The organism is Streptomyces sp. NBC_00203 (assembly GCF_045206325.1).
Taxonomy (GTDB): Bacteria; Actinomycetota; Actinomycetes; order Streptomycetales; family Streptomycetaceae; genus Streptomyces; species Streptomyces lutosisoli.
Map to the genome: position 1 here is coordinate 7,067,303 of NZ_CP108126.1, position 12,683 is coordinate 7,079,985.

The window sequence follows — 12,683 nt, forward strand, 5'->3', positions numbered from 1 at the left end:
TGATCCATATTCAGTCATACGAGGGGAGATTCTCGGCACCATGGGGTAGTGAACGATGCAAATCCGTTCCCAGAACGGTCAGTTGTGGTGCTGAATGGGAAGTGCGGGGGTACGCAACGGCGCACGCCCGGCACAGCGGGAGGGGTGTAGCGCCAACAGGCGGCTGAGAGGGGTTTGTTCGTGCATGCTTTCTCACAGAGCACTTCATCGACACCGACAGCGGTCGCGGTACCACCGGCGCTCTCTCTCCCGGTGATCGAGGCAGCGTTTCCCCGTCAACTGCACCCGTATTGGCCCAGGCTCCAGGAGAAGACCAGGGCCTGGCTGCTCGAAAAGCGGCTCATGCCGGCGGACAAGGTCGAGGAATATGCCGACGGCCTGTGCTACACCGACCTCATGGCGGGCTACTACATTGGCGCCCCCGACGAGGTCATGCAGGCGATAGCGGACTTCAGTGCGTGGTTCTTCGTCTGGGACGACCGCCACGACCGCGATGTCATCCACGGCCGGACGGACGCCTGGCGGAGGCTCAGGTTCCAGTTGCACGCGGCCCTCGACTCCCCCCGGGACCATCTGCGCCACCGGGATCCCCTGGTCGCGGCGTTCGCGGACAGCATGGTGCGCCTGTACTCGTTCCTCAACAAGAAGTGGAACGAGCGGTTCGCGCTCCACTTCCACGCGGTGATCGAAGCGTACGACCGGGAATTCCGGAACCGTTCCTCCGGCACCGTCCCCACAGTCGAGGAGTATCTCGAACTCCGCCGGCTGACGTTCGCGCACTGGATCTGGACCGACCTGCTGGAACCGAGCGCGGGCTATGAACTCCCCGCCATGGTACGGAATCACCCCGCATATCGGAGGGCGGCACTGCTCAGCCAGGAATTCGCCGCCTGGTACAACGATCTGTGCTCGCTACCCAAGGAAATAGCGGGCGACGAATTCCACAATCTCGGAATCAGTCTCATTCACCATGAAGGGCTGACTCTCGAAGAATCCGTCGTAGAAGTACGACGACGGGTCGAGGAATGCATCAACGAATTCCTCGTCGCCGAACTGGACGTATTACGGCTCGCCGACACCCTCGCGGACGGGACAGTGCGGGGAAATGCGGCGAGCGTCGCCGTGACGGCGTGCCTCGGCAATATGCGGAACTGGTTCAGCTCCGTGTACTGGTTCCACCACGAGTCGGGCCGGTACATGGTCGACAACTGGGACGACCGCGCCACACCCCCGTACGTCAACAATGAAGCGGCAGGTGAGAAATGACCGTCGAGTCTGTACGTCCCGAGGCGCCTCAGGTGCTGGAGCCGCTGTCCACCCCGCCCCTCGCGGGGGGCGGAATACCCGGCCTCGGACACGGCTGGAAACTGGTCCGCGACCCGCTGGGCTTCCTGGCCCAGCTGCGCGACCACGGCGACGTCGTCCGGCTCAAGCTGGGCCCCAAGACGGTGTACGCCGTCACCACCCCCGAGCTCACCGGAGCGCTGGCGCTCAGCCCCGACTACGAGATCGGCGGCCCGCTGTGGGAGTCCCTCGAAGGGCTGCTCGGCAAGAAGGGCGTCGCGACGGCCAACGGGCCGCTGCACCGGCGCCAGCGGCGGACGATCCAGCCCGCGTTCCGGGCCGACGTCATCCACGAGTACGGGTCGATCATGGAGGAGGAGGCGCGCGCGTTCGCGGCGCGCATGGTGCCGGGGAAGACGATCGACTGCACGTCGGAGTCGTTCCGCGTCGCCGTCCGCATCGCGTCCCGCTGTCTGCTGCGCGGCCAGTTCATGGACGAGCGGGCCGAGCGGCTGAGCATCGCGCTCGGCGACGTGTTCCGCGGCATGTACCGGCGCATGGTCATCCCGGCCGGGCCGCTCTATCGGCTGCCGCTTCCGTCCCACCGCCAATTCGACCGCGCATTGGCCGATTTGCATGACATCGTCGACGAGATCATCGACGAGCGGCGGGCATCTGGTCAAAAGCCGGACGATTTGCTGACGGCATTGCTGGAAGCGAAGGACGACAACGGCGCCCCCATCGACGAACAGGAGATCCACGACCAAGTCGTCGCGATACTCACCCCCGGCAGCGAAACCATCGCGTCCACGATCATGTGGCTCCTGCAAGCACTCACCGAACACCCGGAACAGGCGGACAAGGTGAGCAAGGAGGTCGAATCCGTCACGGGCGGCCGGCCCGTCGGATTCGACGACGTCCGGAGGCTGTCGCACACGAACAATGTCGTCGTCGAGACGCTGCGTTTGCGCCCCGCCGTTTGGATATTGACGCGGCGCGCGGTGACCGAAACCGACCTGGGCGGCTATCGCATTCCGGCCGGTGCCGACATCGTCTACAGCCCGTACGCGATCCAGCGCGATCCCCGGTCGTACCAGCAGCACCTGGATTTCGACCCCGACCGCTGGCTTCCGGAACGGTCCAAGGACCTGGCGAAGTACGCGATGCGCCCGTTCAGCGTGGGCAACCGGAAGTGCCCGAGTGACCACTTCTCGATGGCCCAGCTCAGCCTGATCACGGCGACCGTGGCGTCCAGGTGGCGCTTCGAGCAGGCGTCCGGCTCCAACGACGCGCCCCATGTCGGCATCACCCTGCGGCCGCACGAACTGCTGCTCAAGGCAGTGCCCCGCTAGCACCTCTCCGGCATGCCGCGCCGGAAAGGCCCTGGCCCCGCGCGTCTACTGGCGCGCGTTCAGGCAGCCCGCGGGCCCCTGAACGTGCGCCGGTACGCCTGCGGGGTCGTCCCCAGACTCCGGACGAACTGATGGCGCAGCGCGGCCGCGTTCCCGAACCCGGTGCGGCCCGCGACCGCGTCCATCGTCTCGTCCGAGGACTCCAGCAACTCCTGGGCCAGCAGCACCCGTTGACGCAGGATCCAGCGATACGGCGTGGTGCCGGTCTCCTGCTGGAAACGGCGCGCGAAAGTGCGCGGGGACATATGGGCGCGGGCCGCGAGCTGCTCGACGGTCACCTCCTCGTCGAGGTGCTGCTGCATCCACACCAGCACCTCGCCGACCGTGTCGCAGGGGGAGCGGGGCAACGGGCGCTCGATGTACTGGGCCTGGCCGCCGTCGCGGTGCGGCGGTACGACCATGCGGCGGGCGATGGCGTTGGCGACCTCCGGGCCGTGCTCCTTGCGCACCAGGTGCAGACAGGCGTCGATTCCGGCCGCGGTGCCCGCCGAGGTGATCACCGGGTCCTCGTCGACGTACAGCACGTCCGGCTCGACGATCGCCCGCGGATACTGCCGGGCGAGCGCCTCCGCGTGATGCCAGTGCACCGCGCAGCGCCGCCCGTCGAGCAGCCCGGCCGCGCCCAGCACGAAGGCGCCGGAGCAGACGCTGAGCACCCGGGCGCCGCGCTCGACGGCGCGGCGCAGCGTGTCGAGCAGTGCGGGCGGGTAGTCGCGCACGGCGTAGGTGTCCCCGGCCGGCACGACGACGAGGTCGGCCTCGTCGAGCCGGTCGAGGCCGTGCGGGGTGGAGACGGTGAACCCGGAGACATGGGTGCCGAGGGTCGGGCCCTCGGCCGAGGCGATCGCGAAGTCGTACACGGGCAGCCCCTCGTCGCTGCGGTCGAGGCCGAACACCTCGCAGACGACGCCGAGTTCGAAGGGATGCACACCGTCGAGCAGCACTGCGGCCACGTTCTTCAGCATGTTCTCCAGTGTGCCTCGGAAGTGGCAGTAATTCGAGGGTGTGCGGCAGTCCTGCCACTGCCGGTAAGGAGTCATCGGCGCGACAGTGGTGTTCATGGAGACGCTGATGAACCACCACGACACCATCGTCGGACTACTGACCGTCCTCGGGATCTTCGTGGTCCTGGCTCTGCCGGCGCTGGTCGGCCTGGCCCGCGAGCGGCGCGTCGACCGTCAGCTAGGGCTTCGTGACCACCACGGTGACCGTCCACTCCTGAAGGCCTTTGCACGAGATCCGGGCCGGGTCGCTGGGGCACAGCGGACGGGACGACGTCAGGTGGGCCGTACCGGCAGAGACCGCCTTGAAGGCGGCGGACGCGTCGCCCGCCTGAAGGACGATGCCGCTGTTGGTGGCTGCTAGGCCGCCACCGTCGGCCTTGACCGGTGACCAGGGCTTGCTGGTCGTGCCGTCGAGGCTGATGCGGAGCACCTCGCCCGTCGTCAGGCAGAAGGTGTGGCCGGTGTCGGCGGCGCCGAGCTCCGCCTTCGCCTCCGTACAGCCCTTGTGGGACGTCGTGGGGGACGGCGACACGGTGCCGCTGCCGCCCGCGTCGCCCCCGCTCTGGGTGCCGCAGCCCGCGAGAAGAAGCGTTACGGCGGCGAGGGGTGCCACCGCGAGGGCGAGGGTCCGGCGGTGGATCGTACGGTGCAAGCGCATGGGGGGCCTCCTTGCGGCTTGGACGTGCCACCCGCCGATCAGGATCCCGTCGTGATCCTTTTTCTCGATCCCTTTTCTGGATCCTCTTCCGGGCGCGGAAAGGCCCTGACCGCCGTGGCGGCCAGGGCCTTCGTGCGTCAGCTGGTCGTGACGGCGGTGTCGTCGACGACGAAGCTGGTCTGGAGCGAGGAGTCCTCGACACCGCTGAACTTCAGGGTGACGGTGGACCCGGCGAACGAGGACAGGTCGAACGTCTTCTGGGCGTAGCCCGAGGCGGCGTTGAGGTTCGAGTACGTCGCCAGAGTGGTCGATCCGGCGGTGACCGTCAGCTTGTCGTACTGGCTGCTGGTGGTCGTCTCCGCCGTGTCGATGTGCAGGTAGAAGGTGAAGCTGGCCTTGCAGCCGGACGGGATGGTCACCGACTGGGAGAGCGTGTCGGTGTGCGTCGAGCCGTAGCCGTCCAGCCAGGCCTTGTACGAGCCGGCGTGGGCGGCCTCACTGCTGGAGCTGGTGATGACACCGCTGGTGGCGGTCCATGTGATGTTGCCCGACTCGAAGCCCGGGTTGCCGAGCAGCTGCGCCGAGGTGCAGGTGCCGCCGCCGGAGGTGCTGACGGTCCAGGTGAAGGAGGCCGAGCCGGAGGCGCCCGTGCTGTCGGTCGCGGTGACGGTGGTGCTGTAGGTGCCCGCCGTGCTCGCGGTGCCGGAGATCAGGCCGGTGGAGCTGCTGATGGACAGCCCGGTCGGCAGGCCGCTCGCGCTGTAGGTGAGGGTCGCGCCCGCGCTGTCGCTGGCCGAGATCTGCAGGCTGACCGAGCCGCCGGTGGCGGTGGACTGGCTGCCCGGGTTGGTGACGGTCACCGTGTTGCCGGTGCTGGTGCCCGAGGTGAAGGCGGCGGTGCCGTTGGGGGTGCCCCAGCCGGTCGGGCCGTCGTAGCCGGTGGCCGCGGTGCAAAAGTACGAGGTGGAGCAGGAGCCGTTGTTTCCGCTGGTCACGTCGTACAGGTTGGAGGTGTGCGAGTACGGGTACTTCGCCGGGTAGTCGCTGGAGCCCGGGGTGCCCGCGAGGGCGTACACACCCGCGATGATCGGCGCCGAGGCACTCGTACCGCCGTAGACGGCCCAGCCGGAGCCGCCGTAGGTGTCGTAGACGGCCACGCCGGTGGCGGGGTCGGCGACCGCGGAGACGTCGGACTCCATCCGCTTGGTGCAGCCGGTGTCGGTCTGCCAGCTCGGCTTGGCGTCGTACGCGGAGCAGCCCGAGCCGGTGCCCTCGGTGCTGCTGGTCTTCCAGACCGACTCGCTCCAGCCGCGGGTGGTGGAGGAGGTGGAGAGCGCGGTGCCGCCGACGGCGGTCACGTACTGGGACGTGGCCGGGTACTCGGCGCCGTAGCCCGAGTCACCCGAGGAGACGGTGATGGCGACGCCCGGGTGCTTGAAGTACGAGGTGTCCTCGCTGGTCTGGGAGGAGGACTCGTCACCGCCCCAGCTGTTGGAGACGAACTTCGCGCCCAGGGTCACGGCCTCGTTCTCGGCGGTGCCGAGGTCCGAGTCGGTGGCCGAGTTGGCCTCGACGAGGATGATGTTGCAGTTCGGGCAGACCGCGCTGACCATGTCGATGTCGAGCGCTTCCTCGCCCGCCCAGCCGGTGTCGTTCGTCGGCAGGGAGCTGGTCGAGCCGGTCTGGCTGACCTGCTTGAAGCAGCCGTTGGCCTTGGTGCAGGCCGACAGGCCGAACTGCGAACGGTAAGTCGCCAGGTCCGACTCGGCGTTGGGGTCGTTGTACGCGTCGACCACGGCGACGGTCAGGCCGGAGCCGCCGGTCGAGGGCAGGTTGTAGGCGCTGTGCAGGTTGGCCGGGCTGAGGCCGGACACCGCGGCGGCCGCGTTCGGGGAGACGGCGGCGGCCAGCTTCTGCGCGATGTCGGTACGCCGCTGCGCGAAGCAGGACATCTGGCCGGGCTTGGCGGTCTCGGCGCACAGGTGCTTGGTCGCGACCTTCTGGCCGGCTTTGCCCGTCGAGTGGACCGCCTGCCGGGCGGGATCGGTGAGGGCCTTCGCGTTCTGACTGGTCCGGGAGACGTGCGCGGCGGGCGCCGGCTGCGCGTCCGCGGGCGGGGCCGCGGCGAATCCGGCGACGCCGAGGGCGAGGGCCGGGAGCGCGGCGGTCAGAAGTCTTCGCAGGCTCCGGGCGGGTCTGTTCGGGGGTATCTCGCGCATGGGGGGTGCTGCCTCCATCGGTTGAGGCCGGTGCCGCGAAGGCCTGGGTGGGGCCGTACACGACTCCATGGCCGGGAGTGGGGTTCTCGGCGCACAAGTGGCAGGCCCGTGACGCGCGTAGCGTCGAGACAGCGGAGCAGCCGCCATGGACCGTTCTGGGCTGTCGTGGGCATGACACTTCGATCGTCCTGTGACGCCGTTGTGTACGTGACGCGGCGGGACGGCCAGAACGTAGCCCCGTCCGATGGCGTGCGAACAGGCGTGCCGGAAGAACTTTGCCGCCCCATGGCTGCTCCATGGACGGCGCATAGCCGCCTCATGGGCGGGACGCGACGACGCCGGGCCGCACATGCGGCCCGGCGTCGTCGGTGATGCGCCGTCAGAGTCCCTGTGGGACGGGCGGTCTAGAAGTCCTCGTCGAGGTCGACCGTGCCCTCCACCGCGACCTGGTACGCGGACGGGCGCCGCTCGAAGAAGTTGGTCAGCTCCTGAACACCCTGGAGCTCCATGAAGGAGAAGGGGTTCTCGGAGCCGTAGACCGGTGCCAGGCCGAGGCGTACCAGGCGCTGGTCGGCGACGCACTCGAGGTACTGGCGCATCGACTCGGTGTTCATGCCGGGCAAGCCTTCGCCGCAGAGATCGCGACCGAACTGGAGTTCCGCCGCAACCGCTTCCTTGATCATGTCGGTGATCTGTCGGCCGAGTTCCTCATCGAAAAGGTCGGGCTCTTCCTTCCGTACGGTGTCGACGAACGCGAACGCCGCGTCCATGTGGCAGCTTTCGTCACGGAAAACCCAATTCGTCCCCGTCGCCAGGCCGTGCAGCAGACCCCGGCTGCGGAACCAGTAGACGTACGCGAAGGCGCCGTAGAAGAAGAGGCCCTCGATGCACGCGGCGAAGCAGATCAGGTTGAGCAGGAAGCGGCGGCGGTCGGCCTGGGTCTCCAGGCGGTCCAGCTTCTCGACCTCGTTGATCCACTTGAAGCAGAACTCGGCCTTCTCGCGGATGGAGGGGATGTTCTCGACGGCGTCGAAGGCGGCGGCGCGGTCGTCCGGGTCGGGGAGATAGGTGTCCAGCAGGGTCAGATAGAACTGGACGTGGACCGCTTCTTCGAAGAGCTGCCGGGAGAGATACAGGCGCGCCTCGGGGGAGTTGATGTGCTTGTACAGCGTCAGCACGAGGTTGTTCGCCACGATCGAGTCGCCCGTCGCGAAGAACGCGACCAGCCGTCCGATCATGTGCTGCTCGCCCTGCGAGAGCTTCGCGAGGTCGGCGACGTCCGAGTGGAGGTCGACCTCCTCGACGGTCCAGGTGTTCTTGATCGCGTCCCGGTAGCGCTCGTAGAAGTCGGGGTAGCGCATGGGGCGGAGGGTGAGTTCGAAGCCCGGGTCGAGCAGGTTCTTGTTCTCGCTGGTCATTACTGGCACGCCTCGCAGGACTCGGGGTTCTCAAGGGAGCAGGCGACGGCGTCGGGGTCGGCCGCCTGCTGGACGGGGATGGTCTTCTCGGGCTGCGTCTGCGCCTGGGCGGCGCGGGCGATGCGGGTCGCCGGGCGCGAGCGCAGGTAGTACGTCGTCTTCAGGCCCGACTTCCAGGCGTAGGCGTACATCGAGGAGAGCTTGCCGATGGTCGGCGTCTCCAGGAACAGGTTCAGCGACTGGGCCTGGTCGAGGAACGGGGTGCGGGCGGCGGCCATGTCGATGAGGCCGCGCTGCGGGATCTCCCAGGCCGTGCGGTACAGGTCGCGGACGTCCTGCGGCACCCAAGTGAAGCCCTGCACCGAGCCGTTGGACTCGCGCAGCGCCTCCCGGGTCTGCGCGTCCCACACGCCGAGCTTCTTCAGCTCGGCCACCAGGTAGGAGTTGACCTGGAGGAACTCGCCGGAGAGCGTCTCGCGCTTGAAGAGGTTCGAGACCTGCGGCTCGATGCACTCGTACACGCCCGCGATCGACGCGATGGTGGCGGTGGGGGCGATGGCGAGGAGGAGCGAGTTGCGCATGCCGACCGCGGCGATACGTTCCCGCAGGGCCGTCCAGCGCTCCGGCCAGGTGAGTTCCACGTCGAAGTGGTCGGGGTGGAGGACTCCGCGGGCCGTACGGGTCTTCTCCCAGGCCGGGAGCGGGCCGCCCCGCTCGGCGAGGTCCGCGGAGGCCTCGTACGCGGCGAGCATGATGCGCTCGGCGATACGGGTGGAGAGGGCCTTGGCCTCGGGGGAGTCGAAGGGGACGCGCAGCTTGAAGAAGACGTCCTGGAGGCCCATCGCGCCGAGGCCGACCGGGCGCCACTTCGCGTTGGAGCGGCCCGCCTGCTCGGTCGGATAGAAGTTGATGTCGACGACGCGGTCGAGGAAGGTGACGGCCGTGCGGACCGTCTCGTCCAGGCGGTCCCAGTCGATGTCGCCGGCCGCCGTGTCGACGAACGCGCCCAGGTTCACCGAGCCCAGGTTGCAGACCGCCGTCTCGCCGTCGTCCGTGACCTCCAGGATCTCGGTGCACAGGTTCGAGGAGTGGACGGTGTGGCCCGGCTCCGCCGTCTGGTTGGCGGTGCGGTTGGCGGCGTCCTTGAAGGTCATCCAGCCGTTGCCGGTCTGCGCGAGGGTGCGCATCATGCGGCCGTACAGGTCGCGGGCCGGGATGGTCTTCTTGGCGAGGCCCGCCTCCTCCGCCTTGCGGTACGCGGCGTCGAACGCGTCGCCCCACAGGTCGACCAGCTCGGGCACGTCGGCCGGGGAGAAGAGGGACCAGACGCCGTCCTCATTCACCCGGCGCATGAACTCGTCCGGGATCCAGTGCGCGAGGTTCAGGTTGTGCGTACGGCGGGCGTCCTCGCCGGTGTTGTCGCGCAGCTCCAGGAACTCCTCGATGTCGGAGTGCCAGGTCTCCAGGTAGACCGCGGCCGCGCCCTTGCGCCGGCCGCCCTGGTTCACGGCGGCGACCGAGGCGTCGAGGGTCTTCAGGAACGGGACGATGCCGTTGGAGTGCCCGTTCGTGCCGCGGATCAGCGAACCGCGCGAACGGATACGGGAGTACGACAGGCCGATGCCGCCCGCGTGCTTCGAGAGGCGGGCGACCTGGTGGTAGCGGTCGTAGATGGAGTCCAGCTCGTCCAGCGGGGAGTCGAGGAGGTAGCAGGACGACATCTGGGGGTGCCGGGTGCCGGAGTTGAAGAGCGTGGGGGAGGAGGGGAGGTAGTCGAGGCGGCTCATCAGGCTGTAGAGCGCCGCTACTTCGTCGAGGGCCCTGGTGGTGTCGTCCTCGGCGAGGCCCGATGCCACACGGAGCATGAAGTGCTGGGGCGTCTCGACGACCTTGCGGGTGATGGGGTGCCGCAGGAGGTAGCGGCTGTGCAGGGTGCGCAGGCCGAAGTAGCCGAAGCGGTCGTCGCCTTCGGTGTCGATCAGGGCGTCGAGACGAGCCGTGTGCAGCCGGACGAACTCGGCGGTGCGGTCGGCGATCAGGCCCTCGCGGTGGCCCGTGGTGATCGACTCGGAGAAGGTCGTGACGCCCTGGGAGGCGGCCTCGGCCGCGATGCTGATCGTCAGCAGCCTGGCCGCCAGCTTCGAGTAGGCGGGGTCCTCGGAGATGAGGCCCGCGGCGGCCTCCGTGGCCAGTTCGCGCAGTTCCGTGTCGTCCGCGCGGGCGGAGCGGCCGCGCAGCGCGGCGGCGGCGACCCGGCCGGGGTCGGCGTCGGGGAGGTCGGCGGTGAGGTCGGTCAGGGTACGCAGCAGCGTGGTACCGGGACCGTCGTTCTCCACCGGGGCCTGCACCGGGGCCTGCGGCACGGAAACTGAAGCCGGATCGGCTGGCGCGATGGTCACTTGGGGCTCTCCCTCGCTCGGCACGGGGCCAGGGGAAAGCGGCGGGGCACACGAGCGCGCACGGCGTCGCGTCCACCGGCCCATTCCGCGAGGCCCGGACGTCGTCGGCGCCCGGGCCGGGTGGCCGGGGCGCGCTGTCGGCAGGTCCTCGGACTGACGCGAGTATGTGCGCGCAGATACGCGAACACACACAAGTACACCGTTGCGGGACAGTTCCGGATTCGCACCGGATTCCCCTGCGGCGACAGCGAGCATGAGCATACATCTTGTGCCGGGCTGCGGGAGCACCACCACATGTTGTGTCGCGTCGGTGTCGGGGAGTGCTACTTCGGCTGCGGGTAAAAGATTGCGCAGTTCCCCGCACCCCTAAAAGGGGCGCGGGGAACTGCGCAATTTTCAGCGGGAAGCTAGTGGGTCGCCTCCGCTGTTGCCGCCGGCAGCTTCGCCGCGGCGTTCGGGGCGTCCGCGTCCGCCGTGTAGTCCTCCGGGGACGTCTCGTCCACGCCGTCGGGGGCGTTGAAGGCCCGGAAGGCGAAGGTGAGGACGACGGTCACGACCACGTTGAGGACGAACGCCGTGAAGCCGATGTAGCCGATCTCCCCGATGCCGGGGATCTCCTTCGAGTTGCCGCCGAAGTGATCCTGGGTGGGGGAGGCGATCCCGTACGCGGCGAGCGTGCCGTAGAGCATGCCCACGGCCCAGCCGGCGAGGAGTGCCCAGCGGTGGAACCAGCGGGTGAACAGGCCGCCCACCAGGGCCGGGAACGTCTGGAGGATCCAGATGCCGCCGAGGAGCTGGAAGTTGATCGCGACGGTCTTGTCCATCGTCAGGACGAAGACCAGCGCGCCCACCTTCACCAGGAGCGAGACCAGCTTGGAGACCTTGGTCTCCTGCTGCGGGGTCGCGTCCGGCTTGATGAAGTCCTTGTAGATGTTGCGGGTGAAGAGGTTCGCGGCGGCGATGGACATGATCGCCGCGGGCACGAGCGCGCCGATGCCGATCGCGGCGAAGGCCACGCCCGCGAACCAGTCCGGGAACATGGTCTCGAAGAGCTGGGGGATGGCGAGCTGGCCGTTCGTGACCTTCACCCCGGCCGCGATCGCCATGAAGCCGAGGAGGGCCAGCAGGCCCAGCATCAGGGAGTAGAGCGGGAGGATCGTGGTGTTGCGGCGGATGACGTTGCGGCTGCGGCTCGACAGCGTCGCCGTGATCGAGTGCGGGTACATGAAGAGCGCGAGTGCTGAGCCCAGGGCGAGGGTGGCGTACGTCCACTGGTTCGCCTCGGCGGGGACGATTCCGCCGGCGCCCGCCGCCGTGTACTTGTCGTTCGCCGCCTTGAAGATCTCGTCGAAGCCGCCCAGCTTGATCGGGATGTAGATGATGGCCACCGCGATCACGATGTAGATCAGGGTGTCCTTCACGAACGCGATCAGCGCCGGGGCGCGCAGGCCCGAGGAGTAGGTGTAGGCCGCCAGCACGCCGAAGGCGATGAGGAGCGGGAGGTCCTTCACGAACCAGTTCGTGTTCTCGCCGCCGCCTACGCCCATCACGTCCAGCACGGCCTGGATGCCGACCAGTTGGAGCGCGATGTACGGCATGGTGGCCAGGATGCCGGTGACGGCCACGGCGAGGGACAGGCCCTTGGAGCCGAAGCGGCCGCGCACGAAGTCCGACGTCGTCACGTATCCGTGCTTGTGGGAGACCGACCACAGGCGGGGGAGGAAGGTGAAGATCAGGGGGTAGACCAGGATTGTGTACGGGACCGCGAAGAAGCCGGCCGCGCCCGCCGCGTAGATGGCGGCCGGTACGGCGACGAAGGTGTACGCCGTGTAGAGGTCGCCGCCGAGCAGGAACCAGGTGATCCAGGTGCCGAACGACCGCCCGCCCAGGCCCCATTCGTCGAGGCTGTGCTCGTCGTCCGCCTTGCGCCAGCGCGCGGCCAGGAAGCCCATGACCGTGACGGCCAGGAAGAAGAAGATGAAGACGGCGAGTGCCACGCCGTTCACGCCGTCCTTCATGCTTCGACACCGTCCTTCGCGGCGGCGCGGGCCCGCTGGTCACGCTGCCACAGCTGGTACGCGGTCATCGTGAGGGCGGTCGAGATGATCACCCAGAGCATCTGGTACCAGTAGAAGAACGGGATGCCTATGAAGGCCGGGTCCGTCTTCGCGTACGAGCCGACCCACAGCATCGCCACGAACGGTGCGAACAGACAGAGGGCGATCACTACACGGACCGGCGTCACCACCGGTGGCTTCACTTCAGGCACATCTGACATACGGCGGCTCC

Annotated in this window: 9 protein-coding genes and 1 riboswitch; of the genes, 2 read left to right on the forward strand and 7 right to left on the reverse strand. The window is 68.4% G+C overall.

Translation table 11 applies throughout. The features are described 5' to 3' along the window. The first annotated feature begins 180 nt into the window (after positions 1-180). Together cyc1 and OG975_RS31730 are read left to right on the forward strand one after the other, a co-directional pair. Positions 181-1,266 (forward strand): epi-isozizaene synthase, encoded by a 1,086-nt coding sequence (gene cyc1 / locus OG975_RS31725; protein ID WP_406332748.1) that lies wholly within the window; start codon positions 181-183, stop codon positions 1,264-1,266. Continuing rightward, positions 1,263-2,636 (forward strand): cytochrome P450, encoded by a 1,374-nt coding sequence (locus tag OG975_RS31730; protein ID WP_406332749.1) that lies wholly within the window; start codon positions 1,263-1,265, stop codon positions 2,634-2,636. The genes cyc1 and OG975_RS31730 overlap by 4 nt, the downstream gene beginning before the upstream one ends. A 59-nt stretch (positions 2,637-2,695) precedes the next feature. On the opposite strand, the gene OG975_RS31735 is transcribed toward OG975_RS31730, so the two are convergent. The 7 genes from OG975_RS31735 to OG975_RS31765 all read right to left on the reverse strand — a co-directional run bounded on the left by OG975_RS31735 (position 2,696) and on the right by OG975_RS31765 (position 12,672). Next, complete coding sequence (locus tag OG975_RS31735) at positions 2,696-3,661, reverse strand: GlxA family transcriptional regulator (protein ID WP_406332750.1); 966 nt, start codon at positions 3,659-3,661, stop codon at positions 2,696-2,698. Between the two features lie 217 nt (positions 3,662-3,878). Continuing rightward, complete coding sequence (locus OG975_RS31740) at positions 3,879-4,358, reverse strand: hypothetical protein (RefSeq protein WP_406332751.1); 480 nt, start codon at positions 4,356-4,358, stop codon at positions 3,879-3,881. A 137-nt stretch (positions 4,359-4,495) separates the two neighbouring features. Next, positions 4,496-6,577, reverse strand: a complete 2,082-nt coding sequence (locus OG975_RS31745; protein WP_406332752.1) for a putative Ig domain-containing protein — start codon at positions 6,575-6,577, stop codon at positions 4,496-4,498. Positions 6,578-6,981: 404 nt separating this feature from the next. Further along, on the reverse strand, positions 6,982-7,995 hold the full coding sequence (locus tag OG975_RS31750; protein WP_406332753.1) for a ribonucleotide-diphosphate reductase subunit beta: 1,014 nt from the start codon (positions 7,993-7,995) through the stop codon (positions 6,982-6,984). Next, complete coding sequence (locus tag OG975_RS31755) at positions 7,995-10,394, reverse strand: ribonucleoside-diphosphate reductase subunit alpha (RefSeq protein WP_406332754.1); 2,400 nt, start codon at positions 10,392-10,394, stop codon at positions 7,995-7,997. The genes OG975_RS31750 and OG975_RS31755 overlap by 1 nt, the downstream gene beginning before the upstream one ends. Positions 10,395-10,537: 143 nt before the next feature. Beyond that, positions 10,538-10,630: riboswitch (cobalamin riboswitch) on the reverse strand. A gap of 171 nt (positions 10,631-10,801) precedes the next feature. Further along, a complete protein-coding gene (mctP, locus tag OG975_RS31760; protein WP_406332755.1) occupies positions 10,802-12,412 on the reverse strand; it encodes a monocarboxylate uptake permease MctP in 1,611 nt (536 codons plus the stop codon). Then, positions 12,409-12,672 carry a DUF3311 domain-containing protein gene (locus OG975_RS31765; protein WP_406332756.1) on the reverse strand — a complete coding sequence of 88 codons (264 nt, stop codon included), beginning with the start codon at positions 12,670-12,672 and terminating at the stop codon, positions 12,409-12,411. Before OG975_RS31765 ends, mctP begins: the two co-directional genes overlap by 4 nt. Positions 12,673-12,683 lie beyond the last annotated feature (11 nt).

What these genes read in the sequence shown, in the direction of transcription:
- OG975_RS31730 (WP_406332749.1), top strand. Translation starts at nt 1,263, where the DNA reads ATGACCGTCGAGTCTGTACGTCCCGAGGCGCCTCAGGTGCTGGAGCCG.
- OG975_RS31735 (WP_406332750.1), bottom strand. Translation starts at nt 3,661, where the DNA reads ATGCTGAAGAACGTGGCCGCAGTGCTGCTCGACGGTGTGCATCCCTTC.
- OG975_RS31740 (WP_406332751.1), bottom strand. Translation starts at nt 4,358, where the DNA reads ATGCGCTTGCACCGTACGATCCACCGCCGGACCCTCGCCCTCGCGGTG.
- OG975_RS31745 (WP_406332752.1), bottom strand. Translation starts at nt 6,577, where the DNA reads ATGCGCGAGATACCCCCGAACAGACCCGCCCGGAGCCTGCGAAGACTT.
- OG975_RS31750 (WP_406332753.1), bottom strand. Translation starts at nt 7,995, where the DNA reads ATGACCAGCGAGAACAAGAACCTGCTCGACCCGGGCTTCGAACTCACC.
- mctP (WP_406332755.1), bottom strand. Translation starts at nt 12,412, where the DNA reads ATGAAGGACGGCGTGAACGGCGTGGCACTCGCCGTCTTCATCTTCTTC.
- OG975_RS31765 (WP_406332756.1), bottom strand. Translation starts at nt 12,672, where the DNA reads ATGTCAGATGTGCCTGAAGTGAAGCCACCGGTGGTGACGCCGGTCCGT.